At 70.2% G+C, this 14,863-nt stretch carries 12 protein-coding genes and 8 pseudogenes; 10 read left to right on the forward strand and 10 right to left on the reverse strand.

Translation table 11 applies throughout. The features are described 5' to 3' along the window. The 3 genes from ACSU6Z_RS00005 to ACSU6Z_RS00015 form a co-directional block, all read left to right on the forward strand. Nucleotides 1-299 (forward strand): hypothetical protein (locus tag ACSU6Z_RS00005; protein ID WP_437041610.1); only part of this gene is annotated, 299 nt, incomplete at its 5' end. Between the two features lie 320 nt (nt 300-619). Then, complete coding sequence (locus tag ACSU6Z_RS00010; protein WP_437041612.1) at nt 620-940, forward strand: hypothetical protein; 321 nt, start codon at nt 620-622, stop codon at nt 938-940. Between the two features lie 153 nt (nt 941-1,093). After that, nucleotides 1,094-1,318: a hypothetical protein gene (locus ACSU6Z_RS00015; protein ID WP_437041615.1), complete on the forward strand. Its 225-nt coding sequence runs from the start codon at nt 1,094-1,096 to the stop codon at nt 1,316-1,318. Here the strand turns inward: ACSU6Z_RS00015 and ACSU6Z_RS00020 are convergent. Next, the gene (locus ACSU6Z_RS00020) at nt 1,290-1,595 is read right to left on the reverse strand and encodes a hypothetical protein (RefSeq protein WP_437041617.1); all 306 of its coding nucleotides are present in this window, start codon (nt 1,593-1,595) and stop codon (nt 1,290-1,292) included. The two genes, ACSU6Z_RS00015 and ACSU6Z_RS00020, sit on opposite strands and share 29 nt — an antisense overlap. Here ACSU6Z_RS00020 and ACSU6Z_RS00025 point away from each other — a divergent pair. Next, on the forward strand, nt 1,482-1,850 hold the full coding sequence (locus tag ACSU6Z_RS00025; protein ID WP_437050528.1) for a hypothetical protein: 369 nt from the start codon (nt 1,482-1,484) through the stop codon (nt 1,848-1,850). The genes ACSU6Z_RS00020 and ACSU6Z_RS00025 overlap by 114 nt on opposite strands. Here ACSU6Z_RS00025 and ACSU6Z_RS00030 read toward each other — a convergent pair. Further along, the gene (locus ACSU6Z_RS00030) at nt 1,785-2,555 is read right to left on the reverse strand and encodes a class I SAM-dependent methyltransferase (RefSeq protein WP_437041619.1); all 771 of its coding nucleotides are present in this window, start codon (nt 2,553-2,555) and stop codon (nt 1,785-1,787) included. The genes ACSU6Z_RS00025 and ACSU6Z_RS00030 overlap by 66 nt on opposite strands. Before the next feature lie 246 nt (nt 2,556-2,801). On the opposite strand from ACSU6Z_RS00030, the pseudogene ACSU6Z_RS00035 reads away from it, so the two are divergent. Next, a pseudogene (locus ACSU6Z_RS00035) lies at nt 2,802-3,194 on the forward strand (DDE-type integrase/transposase/recombinase); the annotation flags it as partial. A 135-nt stretch (nt 3,195-3,329) separates the two neighbouring features. Here ACSU6Z_RS00035 and ACSU6Z_RS00040 read toward each other — a convergent pair. From ACSU6Z_RS00040 to ACSU6Z_RS00055, 4 genes and pseudogenes are all read right to left on the reverse strand, one after another. After that, the gene (locus ACSU6Z_RS00040; protein ID WP_437050114.1) at nt 3,330-4,448 is read right to left on the reverse strand and encodes an LLM class flavin-dependent oxidoreductase; all 1,119 of its coding nucleotides are present in this window, start codon (nt 4,446-4,448) and stop codon (nt 3,330-3,332) included. 48 nt (nt 4,449-4,496) lie between these two features. Continuing rightward, nucleotides 4,497-5,038, reverse strand: a pseudogene (locus tag ACSU6Z_RS00045) (acyl-CoA dehydrogenase family protein); the annotation flags it as partial. Nucleotides 5,039-5,467: 429 nt separating this feature from the next. Beyond that, nucleotides 5,468-5,683 (reverse strand): hypothetical protein, encoded by a 216-nt coding sequence (locus ACSU6Z_RS00050; protein ID WP_437041621.1) that lies wholly within the window; start codon nt 5,681-5,683, stop codon nt 5,468-5,470. Nucleotides 5,684-5,825: 142 nt separating this feature from the next. Beyond that, entirely contained in the window at nt 5,826-6,230 is a 405-nt protein-coding gene (locus ACSU6Z_RS00055; RefSeq protein WP_437013236.1) for a winged helix-turn-helix transcriptional regulator, read from the reverse strand. A gap of 139 nt (nt 6,231-6,369) precedes the next feature. Here ACSU6Z_RS00055 and ACSU6Z_RS00060 point away from each other — a divergent pair, with 139 nt between their 5' ends. Next, the gene (locus ACSU6Z_RS00060) at nt 6,370-7,230 is read left to right on the forward strand and encodes an SDR family oxidoreductase (protein ID WP_437041623.1); all 861 of its coding nucleotides are present in this window, start codon (nt 6,370-6,372) and stop codon (nt 7,228-7,230) included. A 7-nt stretch (nt 7,231-7,237) separates the two neighbouring features. On the opposite strand, the pseudogene ACSU6Z_RS00065 reads toward ACSU6Z_RS00060, so the two are convergent. Further along, nucleotides 7,238-8,065 (reverse strand): annotated as a pseudogene (locus ACSU6Z_RS00065) (acyl-CoA dehydrogenase family protein); the annotation flags it as partial. Between the two features lie 29 nt (nt 8,066-8,094). After that, nucleotides 8,095-9,203, reverse strand: a pseudogene (gene sfnG / locus ACSU6Z_RS00070) (dimethylsulfone monooxygenase SfnG). A gap of 479 nt (nt 9,204-9,682) precedes the next feature. On the opposite strand from sfnG, the pseudogene ACSU6Z_RS00075 reads away from it, so the two are divergent. Next, nucleotides 9,683-9,730 (forward strand): annotated as a pseudogene (locus tag ACSU6Z_RS00075) (hypothetical protein); the annotation flags it as partial. A gap of 238 nt (nt 9,731-9,968) precedes the next feature. Continuing rightward, a pseudogene (locus ACSU6Z_RS00080) lies at nt 9,969-10,492 on the forward strand (LysR family transcriptional regulator substrate-binding protein). A 327-nt stretch (nt 10,493-10,819) separates the two neighbouring features. On the opposite strand, the gene ACSU6Z_RS00085 reads toward ACSU6Z_RS00080, so the two are convergent. Both ACSU6Z_RS00085 and ACSU6Z_RS00090 read right to left on the reverse strand, forming a co-directional pair. Beyond that, complete coding sequence (locus tag ACSU6Z_RS00085) at nt 10,820-13,213, reverse strand: Orn/Lys/Arg decarboxylase N-terminal domain-containing protein (protein ID WP_437041626.1); 2,394 nt, start codon at nt 13,211-13,213, stop codon at nt 10,820-10,822. Between the two features lie 291 nt (nt 13,214-13,504). Further along, nucleotides 13,505-13,942: pseudogene (locus ACSU6Z_RS00090) on the reverse strand (transposase); the annotation flags it as partial. Between the two features lie 4 nt (nt 13,943-13,946). On the opposite strand from ACSU6Z_RS00090, the pseudogene ACSU6Z_RS00095 reads away from it, so the two are divergent. Next, nucleotides 13,947-14,171, forward strand: a pseudogene (locus ACSU6Z_RS00095) (transposase); the annotation flags it as partial. Between the two features lie 32 nt (nt 14,172-14,203). After that, the gene (locus tag ACSU6Z_RS00100; RefSeq protein ID WP_437041629.1) at nt 14,204-14,785 is read left to right on the forward strand and encodes a hypothetical protein; all 582 of its coding nucleotides are present in this window, start codon (nt 14,204-14,206) and stop codon (nt 14,783-14,785) included. The last annotated feature ends 78 nt before the right edge of the window (nt 14,786-14,863 follow it).

A 14,863-nucleotide genomic window follows, 5' to 3' on the forward strand; every position in this document is an offset into this window, starting at 1 on the left:
AAGGGCCCATGTCCATGACGGTACACAGCGAAGGACAGCCCCTGGCCGCCGCCGACAGTGCGTTGACACACACCGCGGGCGCCTCGGGTGCCGCGCAGCCGGCGCAGGCCACAACAGTCAAGATCCTTGCCGTGCTGCTGGCGGTGATGACGGGCGTCGCCGCCGCCCTGGCCGCCTACATCACCGGCGCCCGCCTGACCAACAACGCAGCCGAACCCATCATCTGGGCAGCCGTCACCTTCGCGACAACCGTCGGCCTGGTCATCCTCCTCGAAGAGAAGATCGGCCTCATCGGATAGCTACCCATCTGCATAGCATCCCGCCCCAGGGGCCGTTACGCCGCTGTACGGCGCTCTGACGCCCTCGCGGACCCGTCCGCGAGGGGAGAGAGGTCACCGGGGGGGACGAAAGCCTGTGAGAGCGCCGTACAGCGCTCTCACAGGCGAGACGGGAGTGTGGCTCTGTCCATGAAGAGGGACAGCACTTCGACGTTGATTCGGGAGGCACCTGACCGCCAGAGTCAGACTGGATTGTTCACTAGTTCCGGCAGCACTGGACCTTCGTGCCGACACCAAGACCGGCCTTGCTCGGCCCGGTCACAGCAGCGGATCATTCGCAGATGAGACCTGAAGTCCAAGCCTTCGTTGCTGGCGGCCCACTACCCGGCTGGGACGCCGATGAGGACGAGATCGACCGACGCGTCAAGCAACTCGAAGTCATTTCCAAGCCCGTCACGGCCGACGAAGCGCAGGCCTTGGCCAGCTGCTTCGGCCCGGACGACTGCTATGGCGTCGCCTGGACGCTGCTGCACCTCATCGAGACCGGCCCCGGCCCGGTCCCTGTAGTACAGCCGCCTGGTCCGGACGCCGACGAATGGAACCACACACTTTGGAATCGGTGGGGAAGCCCAGAGATCCCCGACGATGGTTCGACGAGGTGAAGCCCTGGCCTGCAGGTGCGGCGGGTGTGATGAGGTGCTGTCCGTTCTCGTGGTTCTCGGCCTCGCCCCGATCCAAGTGCCTCCCGGGGTGATGGACAACCGCTGCCGAAACTCGTGAACAAAGCCAGGGGCGCGGGCCACGGTGTCGCTGATGTGCTCGTCCTGGTCGGCGAGACAGATCAGGGCGCGGAGGATCTCGGACTTGTCGACCGCGCGGCCGGTGCGGCGGCGCAGGGTAAGGGCGAGCTGGTCGAGGGTGAGGGCATCGTCCTGGTCCAGGAGCAGCGTGTACTTGCTGGGCTTGGACAGGGGCCAGTGATTCGTTACGATCTCTCGCTTTTGCGTCAGCTCACCACCAGGGCGAACATCGCCCCCTGACAGCAGACTCGCACCGCGCCCTCGTATCCATGACAGTGGGCCCTGCATCGAGAACAGTCACCGACCAGCACAAACGCGCGAACCCGTCACTGTCTCTCACGCTACTGTCACAAAACCGAGAGATCGCAACGTAGAGGTCGACGGTGTCGTCCTTGTCCCGGGCGTGCAGGTCTTCGACGCTGGTGGCGGCGCCGGTGGTGCCCTTGACCTCGACGTGGCGTTCCTCGGTGCCGCGGGTGCAGCGCAGGTCGTAGGGCTTGCCGAGCTTCTCGACCATCCAGCCCTGCTGCTCGTAGTGGGCGGTGGCGAGCCGTTCGGCGTGCTGCTCGATGGCCTTGCGCTTCTTGAGGTCGGAGATGCAGCCGGCACCGCGGCGTCGGCACCGGGGCTTCTTCCTGCCCGCGGCCTGTGGCGCCTGACGTCATCTCACCTGGGCGACCTCGACGTCCCCAGCGGCCTCGATTCGCTACTCCGGATCAGCGGCCGATGGCAGCGCCTCGACGACGAAGAACAGGAAGCAGGGCTTGGTTGAAAGGTCGTCGAAGCCGTCGGGGAACAGTGCTCGGGCGGCTGGGTTAGGCTGCGGCTCGCTGATGACGGACAAGCCGAACCCCGCGGTGGTGAAAGCGTCGATCATTGCGTGCAACGGCTTTCGCCAGAGGCGCATCGGGGTGGACTGCCCGCCGAGCCACCAGTCGAAGGTGTAGCTCGTGGTCGCGAAGTAGTCGGGCCGAGGGTCTCGGAACGTGTACGCATTGACTGGGTGGTCCACGGACACGATCAGCCGGCCGCCGGGCCTGAGCACTCGCCGAAACTCGGTCAGCGTCGGCTCCCAGTTCTCCAGGTAGTGCAGGACCAGCGACGCGACCACGTCGTCGAACGCGCCGTCCTTGAACGGCAGGCGCTCGCCCAGGTCGGCCACGTGCAGGGCTACGTCATCACCGAGCCTCTGCCTGGCCAGTGCGAGCATCCTGACGCTGGCGTCGATCCCGGTGACGATCGCGCCGCGGTCGCGCAGTGCGGCGGTCAGTGGGCCCGAGCCGCAGCCGGCGTCCAGAACTCGGTGGCCAGCCACGTCTCCGGCGAGGGCTGACATCGCAGGTCGTTCGTAGTACGCGTTCACGAGGTTGTTCTCGTTCTCCGCCGTGTATGCCTCGGCGAAACTGTCGTAGTCGTTCACCCGGGCCGGTTCCGCAGCTTCGGCGAAGCTCTCGGGTACGTGGGTTGCGCGTTCCATCGTCGCAGCCTAGAGCCACGCGGGCCCGCCGCACTGAATAGTGCAAGGTCGGAACACTGCCTCCTCACCAGTAGGACGGCGGCGTGGAGGCGGCGAAGTACCGGGTGTGGGTCCGCGCGCCCGACCATGTGCGGCCGGGTCGACAGCGTCGACTACGACCAAGTCGCCACCGAGCGACTGGAGCCGTCGCCCCAGTCGCTCGGTGGCGAGGTGCTTGGGAGCGCCGGCCTTCGGGGTGAGTGCTGGCGAAGTCGGCGGGACACCGCTGCGGCCAGGCGCTTCCTCCGTGAACCACTCAAAAGGACTTGCTCGGTGCCCCGGGTGATCGTCACCGACAAGCTGCGCTCCTACGAAGCGGCCCACAGCGAGGTCATGCCCTCGGTCGAGCACCGCTCGCACAAGGGCCTGAACAACCGGGCCGAGAACAGCCACCAGCCCACCCGGCAACGCGAACGCGCCATGAAAGGCTTCCGCAGCGTCGGCGGAACCCAGCGGTCCCTGGCCGCGTTCAGCGGCATCCCACCCCACTTCCGACCCCACCGCCACCTGAGGACCCACGGCTACCGAGCCGAGATGACCATCCGCTTCGACATCTGGGACCAGATCACCCGCGCCGTCGGTCAGCCCGCCAATGCCTGAACACCAGCCCGGAACCCGGCCCCTCCCCCCACCCCGATACGCGGCCAGACACCCAGGCACCCAATAATGTGACAGCGCCGCCCGGAGCACCTCGGCGCACCGGCCAGTCGGCGGCGCCCAGCCGTCCCCGCTCCGCTAACTCGCGAACGGCACCTGGGCCGGAGGAGCGGGCTCCGTGGTGAACGGGTGCCGCCACAGCCCCTGCGTCGCCAGCCGCGGCAGCACGCCCTCGCCGAACCAGTACGCCTCCTCCAGGTGCGGGTAGCCAGAGAGGACGAGCTCCTCGACCCCGAGGGCGTGGTACTCCTTGATCCGCTCGGCGACCTCGTCGCGGCTGCCGACCAGCGCGGTGCCCGCGCCGCCGCGCACCAGGCCGATGCCGGCCCACAGGTTGGGGTGGATCTCCAGGCGTTCGCGGCTGCCGCCGTGCAGGGCCAGCATGCGCCGCTGCCCCTCGGACTCGCTGCGGGCGAGCTCGGCTTGCACGGACCGCACGGTCTGCGGGTCGAAGCCGTCCAAGAGGCGTTTCGCCTTGGTCCAGGCCTGCCCGGCGGTGTCGCGGGTGATGGCGTGCAGCCGGACGCCGAAGCGGAGCGTGCGACCCTGCTCCGCCGCCAGCGACCGGATCCAGGTGATCTTCTCGGCGCCCTGCGCGGGCGGCCCGCCCCAGGTGAGGTACACGTCGACGTGGCGGGCGGCGATCTCGCCCGCGATGGGCGAGGAGCCGCCGAAGTACACCTCGGGGACCGGGTCGGGCACCCGAGCCAGCGCGGTGTCCTCGACCCGCAGGTGCTTGCCGGCCAGGTCGACGGTCCCCCCCTCCCACAGGCCCCGCACGATCTCCAGGAACTCCCCGGTGCGGCGGTAGCGGGCGTCCTTGTCGAGGAAGTCGCCGTAGGCGCGCTGCTCGTGGCTCTCGCCGCCCGTGACGACGTTGAGCAGCAGCCGTCCGCCGGTCCGGCGCTGGAAGGTGGCGGCCATCTGCGCGGCGAGCGTGGGCGAGACGAAGCCGGGGCGGAAGGCGACCAGGAACTTCAGGCGTTCGGCGTGCCGGCTGACCATGGCGGTGGTCAGCCGGGCGTCCTCGCACCAGGCTCCGGTCGGTGCGAGCGCGCCGACGAAGCCCAGGCCCTCGGCGGCGCGGGCGATCTGGCCCAGGTAGGCGACCGTGGGTGGCCGGTCCCGTCCGGAGGCGGTGACCGCAGTGCCGTGGCCGGCGCCGACGACGTGGCGGCTGTCGCCGTTGGTGGGCAGGAACCAGTGGAAGGTGAGGGACGCGGGGACCTCCGATCGGTGCGTCCGTTACAGCAGGCCGTACCGGGGCGGCCGGGTGCCGTGCAGCACGTGGCGGCCGAGGTGCTGGATCTTCCAGCGGGCCGGATCGTGCAGGGTGTGGGTGCGGGCGTCGCGCCAGTGGCGGTGCAGGTTGAAGGAGCCGAGCGCCGAGCGGGTGCCGGAAACCCCGAAGAGGGCGCCGGCGACCTCGACGGCGGTCGCCGCGGCGTGCGCCTTCGCGGCGGCGACCGCGAGGGAGTCCTCGGCGGCCGAGTCGTCGGTCAGGCGGGCCGCGGAGGCGTCCACCGTGCGGGCGGCCTCTCGCAGCAGCGCCTCGGACGCGCGTACGCTCAGGTCCAGTTCGCCGAACCGCTGGATCAGCAGTGGGTCCTCCCCGGCCGTCTCGAACCCGCTCTCGAACCAGGGCCGGCTCCTGGTCCGGACGAACCCGGCGGCCTCGGCCAGCGCCCCCCCCGGGCGATCCCGGCGTCGATGGCGGCGTGCAGCAGCTGGGCGACCGCGCCGTGCAACTGCGGCCCTCCGAAGGTGAGGTGATGCGGATGTCCGCGCTCGGGGTGTACGGGTCGATCGGCGCGGGCACAGGGGTGGCGGGCCGCCAGGGCTGTCCGGGTCCGCGGTCGGCCGGGGTCGGCACGCGCAAGAGCTTGGCGAGGCGGGGTACCTTCGTGAAGCGGCTGGTGTGGTAGATGCCGGCGACCGCCCCGGAACGCGAGCGACAGGGTGAGCCTGGCTGTGCGTGACAGCGCGGGCAGGGGCGACGCTCGACGTCATCCGCGTCGCTCACCTGTGCGGTTTGAGGGTCCGTCGTGACCCCGGATCGTGTCACAAACCATTCCCAAAACGTGCCGTGTTTCACTTTTGAGTGAGAACGAGTTCTGACGGTGAATCGGCGGTCCGGGCCGCTTCCGGCGACCGTTGTTGATCTTGCTCCGGTAAGGGTTCGTTTGTGAGAGCGGGTAGGCCTGGTGATCAGCCCGTCACCACGCCCGCCGCGATGACAGTTCGACGACGCGGTCGAGGCCGGTCATGGCGCGGGTCAGGTCTTGGGCCCGTTCGGCGATGAGGTCCCGTTCGGTGGCGAGCCGATCCAACGTGGCGGGGGTGGTGACGCCGGCGCTCGCGCACGGCGGAAGGTCGGCGATGGTGCGGCCGGAGTGGCTGGCGGCGAAAATTCTCTCGCGCTCTCTGGCCACTGCCGACGCCGGCGCCGCCCTGCCCGCGTCCCGGGCCGGCCGCGCTCCCGGTCTCGGGCCGGGGCCGCGGTGGCCGCTTCCTGCGGCCAGGCGTCGCAGAACCAGGCTCCGGCGTGCGGGCGATCCGGCTATGAGGCGGGAGTCAGGCCGGGCCGAGGGCGGTGTGCTGCTCCTGGGAGGCGAGGACTGCGGGCATGTTGGCTTCGATGTGGCCGATGAAGGCCATGAGGTGGTCGGCGGTGCTCTCGCCCAGGGGGGTGAGGGAGTAGTTGACACTGGGGGGCATTGCGGTGAGGACCTCGCGGCTGACGAAGCCGTCGCGCTCCAGGGTCTGGAGGGTTTGGGCGAGCATCTTCTCGCTGACCCCGTCGATACGCCGGCGCAGGGCGTTGAACCGGGCGGGGCCCTTGCGCAGGCCCGCCAGGACCAGGACGCCCCAGCGGCCCGTGAGGTGGTCCAGGACCTGCCGGGAGGGGCAGTGCTTGGCGAAGACGTCGAACTCCAGCGCGGCCGCCTGGCGCTCGTCCTCGGTGGACATCTCGTTCATGAATGGCTCCTTCGTCTCCCTCACGTTACCCCCACCACAGTACTGCGTAAAAGTTGGCACTAACTTTTGGTTAGTGTACGGTCGGTGGAGCCGGCGGGACACCCCCCGGCTCCCCGCCCAGTACCCGAAGGAATCCGTCATGATCGTTGTCACCGGGGCCACCGGACAGTTCGGCCGCCAGGTCATCGAGCACCTCCTTGAGCGCGGTGTGCCCGCCGGGCAGATCGCCGCCGCGGTGCGCACCCCTGCCAAGGCGGCAGACCTGGCCGCCCGGGGCGTCGAGGTCCGCCTCGCCGACTACGAGCGGCCCGAGACCCTCCTGAGCGCCTTCGACGGGGCCGACAAGCTGCTGCTCGTCTCGTCGACCGGTCCGGACGACGCCCGTATCGTCCAGCACCGTGCGGCCATCGAGGCCGCGGCCAAGACGGGTGTGGGCCTGATCGCCTACACCTCGGTCACCGCAGCCCCCACCAGTCCGCTGGGTCTGGCGCGCGTGCATCGCGACACCGAGCAGGCCATCGCCGAGTCCGGCCTGCCCGCGGTGCTGCTGCGCAACGGCTGGTACACCGAGAACTACACCGCGACCCTCCCCGAGGCCGTCGCACGCGGTGCCATCGCGGGCAGCGCGGGCCAGGGCAGGATCGCCTCCGCCACCCGCGCCGACTTCGCCGAGGCCGCCGCCGTGGTCCTCACCCGCGACGAGCAGGCCGGCAAGGTCTACGAGCTCACCGGCGACACCGCCTGGTCGCTGCCGGAGCTGGCCGCCGAGACCGCCGCGCAGTCCGGCAAGCCCGTGACCTACACGGACCTGCCCGCGAAGCAATACCGGCAGATCCTCACCGATGCCGGTCTGCCCGGCTTCGTCATCGACCTGATCGTCGACGCCGACGTGCAGGTCTCCCGCGGCGCACTGGCCCACGTCACCACCGACCTGAGCGCCCTCCTGGGCCGGCCCACCACCCCGCTGTCCACCGCCGTCACCCAGGCCCTCACGGCCTGACCCCTCCCCCGCCGTGCAGCCAGGGCTGCGTCTTGGCGCGGGTGTAGGCGGCCGCCGTCTCCAGCGCGCCGGCGGCGATGCCGAGGTAGAGGTTGACGAAGACCAGCTGGATGGCGGGGACGTCGAAGGTGTTGTAGACGCGCGGCTGGAACTCCTTGTCGACGTAGCCGGCCGCCGAGGACCACGGGGTGCGGACGCCGTCGATGGTGACGCTGCCGCCCTCGGTGAGCCGCTGGCCGATGTTGTCCCAGTCGTCGTGGAAGGTCAGGCCCCCGCTGTCGGAGGGCACGATGGCGAAGACGTGCCGGTCGGTGCCCTCGAAGACGCCCTCCAGGACGGTGACGTCGGAGACCTTGCTACCGGTGGAGAAAGACTTGCGGCCGGTGAAGACCAGGTCGTCGCCGTCCTCGGTGACGGTCACGTCCTGGTCGCGCGGGTTGACCGCGCCACCGAAGAACCAGCGGTTGCGGGCGGCCTCGGCCTCGACGTGCTCCCACTGCTCGCGGGTGCCGACCAGGCGGGTGGCCCAGTTCCACAGGTAGTGGTAGCCGAGGAGCTGACCGATGGAGCCGTCGGCCTTGGCGACCTCGCGCACGATGCGGTAGGCGGTGGGCCAGTCCTGGCCCGCGCCGCCGTGCTCGACGGGGCCGAGCAGGGTGACGAGCCCGGAGTCCTTCAGCAGCCGCACCTCGGCGTACGAGGTGGCGCCGCCCCGGTCGCGCTCGGCAGCGTCGGTGGCGAGGACGGCGGCGACCTCGACGGCGCGGGCGATCCACTCCTCGGCGGTCCTCAGGGTGGGGCGGGTCCGCCAGTCGGCGGGCTTGGCGGTGCTCATGGACGTCGGCTTCTCTGTGTGCGGTGCGGTCAGGCGTGGGCGGGGACGGAATCGGCGGCGGGGGCGGCGGACGGGCCGGCCTCCAGCTCGCGGACGAGCGGCAGGACGCGGCGACCGAAGTACTCGACCTCTTCGTGATAGGGGAGGAAACCGAGGAGGAACAGGTCGACACCGAGCCTTTTGTAGGCGCCGATCCGCTCGGCGATCTGTTCCGGGGTGCCGACCAGGCCGGTGCGGAAACCGTCGTTGTACTGCACCAGATCCTGGAAGGCGGAGTCCTGCCACATGCCCTTGCCGTCGGCGGTGGACCGGCCTGCCTGCCGGACGGCCGCACCGAAGCTCTCACGGCCTCGGTGTCGGCCCGGGCGACGATCTTCCGCAGCGTCTCGCGGGCCTCGGCCTTGGTGTCGCGGGCGATGAGGAAGGCGTTGAGGCCGAATCTCGGGGGTGTGCGGCCGGCCCGGGCGGCGGAGGCGCGGATGTGGGCGAGTTGCTCGACGACGCCGTCGAAGTCCCTGCCGTTGGAGAAGTACCAGTCGGAGACGCGGCCGGCCATGGCGCGGGCGGCGGTGGAGTTGCCGCCCTGGAAGATCTCCGGGTGCGGCCGCCCGGGGGTGTTCAGGGGCTTGGGTTTGAGGGAGAAGTCCCGCAACCGGTAGAAGCCGCCGGCGAATTCGGCGTGATCCTCGGTCCAGATCCTGCGCAGAGCGCGGATGAACTCCTCGGACCGGCGGTAGCGTTCGTCGTGCTCCAGCCAGGGCTCACCGAGGGCGGTGAACTCGCCCTTGAACCAACCGCTGACGACGTTGACGGCGAAGCGGCCGTTCGACAGGTGGTCGGCGGTGGCACCGAACTCGGCGAGGAAGCCCGGGTGGACGGCGGCGATGACCTTCAGCCGCTGGGTGGCGAGCAGCAGCGCCAGTCGGAAGCCGGTCGACTCGTGCTGGTACTCGGCGCCGTAGCCGGCCATGTAGCGGACCTGGCTGAGCGCGTACTCGAAGCCGTTGTTCTCGGCGAGGACGGCGAGCTCGCGGTTGTACTCGTGCCCCCAGTCGGTACGTTGCTCGGTCCTGCTGGTGATCAGGCCGCCGCTGACGTTGGGAACCCAGTAGGCGAATTTCACGGGCTGCGCGGACATGCTGAACTCCTGTTGCATGCCTGCCGGAAAAAGACAGAAAGAAGGCAGGGAAAGAGCCCGTACGTCGAATTCACCGCGCGCGACGGCGCACGGAATTCAGGCGATGCGGTGGAAGAACGGCGCACGACTGCCCGGGGAAAGGCGGGTGCGACGGTGCGGGGAAGCGGCGGATCGGCGGGGATCAGGCCGCGTGGCAACAGGAGGCGCTGGAGACGCGCGCGAGGTCGACATGGCGTCGCCGCGTGGGGCCGAGTCACATCTTCATGCCGTCGCTCGTGACAACCGTCGGTGAGGACAGTCAAGGAAAACCCGGCCGGTCTCGTATCCCGGACCATTGATTTTCACGAACGCGTGACAGGAGACCCTTGCACGCGCCGGAAATCCGCCCGCATTCCGCTGCCGTGCGGACCGAGCAACCGGAATACATCGCTGCGGTGACCCGGCTGGGCTCCCTGCGCCGCGCGGCCGAGGAACTGCACGTGTCGCAGCCCGCATTGAGCGAGACGGTGCGGAGCCTGGAGCGGGAGCTGGGAGTCGACCTGCTGGAGAGCAAGCGTTCCGGGCTGACGATGAGCGCGGTGGGCCGGGAACTGCTGCCGCACATCGCCGACGTCCTGGACGCGGTGGACCGGCTGCGGGCGGCGGGGGGCGAACAGCACCGCGTCAGCCGCATGGTGCGCGTCGGCACGGTGAAGCGGCGACCGTGCCGCTGCTCGTCCCGACCGTGCGGGAGTTCGCAGCACGCATCCGCTCACCCAGGTCGAGGTGGTCGCCGCGCAGCAGGCGGTCATTCACCGGGCGCTGCTGGAGGGCGGTTTCGACCTCGGGCTGGTCAACCACCTGGAGGACGACGACATGCCCGCGGAGTTCGAGTCCACCGAACTGCTGCGCGGCCGGCCGGTGGTGTGCATGCGGCCGGACAGCCGCTCGCGGCCCGGGCCGCGGTGACGGTGGACAAGTTACTGGCCGAGCCGCTGGTCGCCACGAGGTCCGGTTATGTGATGCACCGCTATGTGCACCGCCTGCTGGACGGGCGCCTGCTGGACGGGCGCCTGCCGTCCTTCGCCTACTCGACGGACGGCGCCGAGATGGGCAAGCTGATGGTCGCCGCGGGACTGGGGGCGACGGTGCTGCCCGACTTCAGTGTCGCCAGCGACCCCTTGGAGCGGTGCGGGGCGATCACGTACCGGCCGCTCGCCGATGACTCGCCCCGGATCCTGCTGATGCTGCGGCGCCGCCGGGCGAGTCCGTACCGCGGGCGGCGCGCGACCTGCACGAGGTGTTCGTGAGCAGGGCTCGACTGCTGGGCGGCGCACCGCCCCGGTCGGCGTGACCCTGCCCGGGGGCCCGCTCCGCGGCTGCTTCTCGCCGTGGTCCGGAACCACCAGGAGGAAGGCGTCCGGCTTCGGGCACCCGGACCGGATCACCAGCGCCGCCGACCGGCCCACCACAGTCCGAACACACACCCGGACCCGGACCGCGCGACCACCGCGCTCTGGCACATCGTCAAGCAGTCACTCCCCCAACGACGTGACAACGCCCCTGCAGCTGCCGGTAGCCGTCGGGTGTACGGGGAGAGGGGCGCGAGGCGGCGCTACGCTCTCGCGCCCCGGTTGTCAGGGCTGCCGGGCGTCCGCCGACTGCGGGGCGTGGCGCTGAGCCGGGGGTGCGGCCCGGTGCCCGCCCCGGTCCGGGCGGAGGCACTCGATCTGGTAGTCGCCGGTGTCCGCGTCGATCGTCACTCCGTGCGTCTCGCTGCGGAAGCCGGGAAAGCGGCGGTCGAAGGATTCCAGCGCGGTGAGGTAGCGCAGGAGCGGTCCGTCGGGGGCGCCGACGCTCTCACCCGGCATCAGCACCGGGATGCCCGGTGGCGTGACGGTGACCATCGCCGCCGCGATCCGGTCGGCCGCCTCCGCGATGCGCACCTGCTCGGTACCGCCCCGCACCAGACGCTGGTAGCAGTGCTGCGGCGGGTGGACCGGTTCCGGCAGCTGCTGGAACGCGGTGTCCAGCAGCTCCACCAGCCGTACCGAGCGCAACTGGTCGTGCATCTGCCGGCACAGCTCGCGCAGGGTCAGCCCTCCGTACCGCTTCGGGTGGGCGGCGACGGCCTGCGGCAGCGCCCGCTCCAGTGGCGCGTCGCCGTCGTACAGGGCCTTGAAGTCCATCAGGGCGTCCAGCAGCGTGCCCCACTTGCCCTTGGTGATGCCCATGGAGAACAGGACCAGCGTGGTGTAGCTGTCGGTCTTCTCCACCACGATGTTCCGGGTCGCCAGGTATGCCGTCAGCACGCGCGCCGGGATGCCCTCCTGCGCCATCTCCCCGGTGGAGGTGATGCCGGGGCAGGTCAGAGTGACCTTCACCGGGTCCAGCATGCAGTGGCCGTCGGTCAGCCCCGGGAAGCCGTGCCAGTCGGCGCCGGGGTCGAGCGTCCAGCAGGACGGCTCGGTGCGCAGCAGTTCCGGCGGGGCCTCGTCGAAGGGGAACTCCGCGCCGGTCGTGGGGTCGGTGACCGTCTCCGGCTGCCACACGCCGAAGAACCAGGGTGAGCGGTCCCCCGCGGCCCCGATCCGGCGCTGCAGCCGGACCATCTCCTGACGGAACCGGACCGCCTCGGTCACCGCCTCGTCGACCAGCCACTCGCCCTGCGGCCCGTCCATCATCGCGGTCGCCACGTCCAGCGACGCGATCATCGGGTAGAGCGGCGAGGTGGTGCCGTGCATCATCAGCGCCTCGTTGAACCGCTCGTGCTCCACCGGCGCCCGCGGCGCGGGCCTCACATGCACCATCGCCGACTGCGACAGCGCCGCGAGCAGCTTGTGCGTCGACTGGGTCGCGAACACGGTCGGCCGGTCGGGCCCGGGGAACGACGACTCGTGCACCGCCATGCCGTAGCGGCCCGCGTACAGCGGGTGGAAGCGGGCGTAGGCGAACCACGCCTCGTCGAAGTGCACCCGCGGGGTGCTCGCCGAGAGCGCACGCGCCGTCGGGACCGCGTCATAACACAGGCCGTCGTAGGTGGAGTTGGTGAACACCGCGTACTGAGGATCCGCCGAGAGCGCCCCCGCGGCCAGCGGGTGCGCGGCGATCCGGGCCGCGATCGTCTCAGGCGCCAGCTCGGCCGGTGGCAGAGGTCCGGCCAGACCGTAGCCGTTGCGGGTGGGAACCAGGTAGACGGGACGGGCCCCGGACATCACCAGACCGTGCAGCACCGACTTGTGGCAGTTGCGGTCCACCAGCGCCAGCTCGTCCCGCGTGACGCTGAAGTGGCCCACCAGGCGGTTGCAGGTGGAGTCCCCGTGCAGCACGAAGTATGTCAGGGCGGCACCGAAGACGCGGGCCGCGTTGCGTTCCGCCGCTCCGATCGGACCGGTGTGCTCGAACAGCGAGCCCAGTTCCTCCACCGAGATGGACAGGTCGCTGCGCAGCAGCCGCTCGCCGAAGTACTCGTGGAAGGCGCGGCCCGCCGGTGTTTTCAGGAACGCCACGCCGCCCGCGTGCGCCGGGGTGTGCCAGGAGTACTCATGGGTGTCGTCGAAGCGGCGCAGTGCCCGGAAGAACGGCGGCAGCACCGCCTCCCGGTAGGCGCGGGCCGCCGTGGCGATCCGGCCGGCGATGAAGCCCGGAGTGTCCTCCAGCGGCCAGACATAGCCGACGACCGTCTCCGACACCCACAGCGGCAGGTCCCGCACGCCCTCGTCCGCCATCACCAGGAACACCGGAAGGTCCTGGAAGCGCCGGCCGATGTGCCGCAGCACCGAGGCCCCGCCGCTCCGGTCCCCGTCCGGCGGGTCCGCGGTCCCGTGGTCCGGCAGGTCCCAGGCGACCAGGGCCGCCGCCAGTCCGGCCTCGGTGCGCAGTACCGCTTGTGCGTCCTGGGCGGTCACGGCCCAGCGGACCTCGAGGCTCTCCGTCTCGAGCGCCGCACGGATCGCGCGCAGCTGTTCGGCCGCGGCCCCGTCCGTGCTGGGGTGCTCCCGCACCGCGATCAAAATCCTGCCGTCGGGCATGCGGCCCCCTTCCGGCGGCTCCGTGCCGCCCCGGCCAGTTTCCGAGGCGGTCCACGGCCGATACCGGTGCCGTGAACGGCAAACCACCTGGACGACGGAAACATAGGGTCACCGGGTTGACCGGCGGCCGCGGCGGCCTTCGCAGCCGGCAACCGATGCGGGGAGAACGGGGAGAAGTCGTATCCGGAGGTGGACTGGCCGACGGTGCCGCAGTGCCCGGCGGTGGCGAAGCCCTGGGTGGTGCCGCGGGTCACCGGGAAACGGGCCTTGACCCGGAATTTTGGACACGGGCTATGCGGCTTGGGCCAGGGTAGTTGATGTTGTGTCGAGTGCTGTCGCGTAGACGATGGGACTGCGTTGTCCGAGGTGGGACTGACGGCGTCGGGTGTTGTAGCGGTGCAGCCGGCGGAACGCGTCGAGGCGGGCCTCGCGCTCGCTGGACCAGCACTTTCGGCCATGGAGCGTCTCGCGTTTGAAGGTAGCGCTGAAGGACTCGGCGAGTGCGTTGTCCGCCGAGCTGCCGATCGCGCCCATGGACTGGCGGACGCCGGCCTGGCGGCAGGCGTCGGCGAAGGCCCGACTGGTGTACTGGGCCCCGTGATCGGTGTGCATGACCGCCCCGGCGAAGCTGCCGCGGGTCTGTTCGGCGGCAGACAGGGCGTCGGTGACGAGGTCGGTGCGCATGTGGCCCGCGATCGCCCAGCCGGCCAGGCGGCGTGAGGCGAGGTCGGGACTGCCGCAGTGGCTCGACGCTGTCCGTCAGGACGACTTGCCCAGCCTCCACACTCTCGCGGCCGGCATCGACCGAGACCGCGACGCGGTCATCGCCGGACTCACCCTGCCCTGGAACTCCGGAGTCGTCGAAGGCCACGTCAACCGGATCAAGATGCTCAAGCGCCAGATGTTCGGCCGGGCCGGATTCGCACTGCTCCGCAAGCGAGTCCTGTTGGCTCACTGATCGATGTCAGATGCGCGCGATAGCTTCCCGACATGGGTGTCTATCTGGTGAGCGTTGGCACGGAGGAATGGTTCGGTGACGAGGAGGACGGATGGGGTGAAGTTGCTTCGGCGCTCAATGCTGAACTCAGGCGGCGGGGCATGCCGCCCTACGAGGACGTCCCCGCAGAGACGGACTTCGCCCCTGGCTCGGGGCAAGCTTTCGAGGAAAAGCTGACCCCCGATATGACGGGGCTCCTCGCCTTGTGTCAGACGCATCTGGCACGGGAGGAATCGGAGATCCTCTGCGGCTGGACCGTGCTCGTGCCCTTCTCGCTCGATGAGGAGATCTGGTTGCCCATCGAGTCCGACGATCACGAGTCCATGGTGGCCGGCGCTCCCCAGGTACTATCGCTCGCCGAGAAGCTGGCGGCAGCCATCGATCTGCCAGCCGAAACCCCGGCGACATGCGACAACCTCGACCTGAGCACGTGGTTCAGGCACCAAGCAAAGGAACTGGCCACTACTCGCACAGGACCTTGGACCAAGGACCTGGACACAACCTTCTACGTCGCACTGTTCCTGCGCGCTGCACAGCACTCGATCCGACGCGGCTGCCCCATCGTCTGCACCTGAGGCCCGCCTTCGGTCCCACTGGTCTCCCAGCGAACATCACCCACCGTGCACGCGTCACGGAAAGCGAGCCAGAACCAC

Source organism: Streptomyces sp. enrichment culture, from assembly GCF_964273145.1.
In the GTDB taxonomy this organism is placed as follows: domain Bacteria; phylum Actinomycetota; class Actinomycetes; order Streptomycetales; family Streptomycetaceae; genus Streptomyces.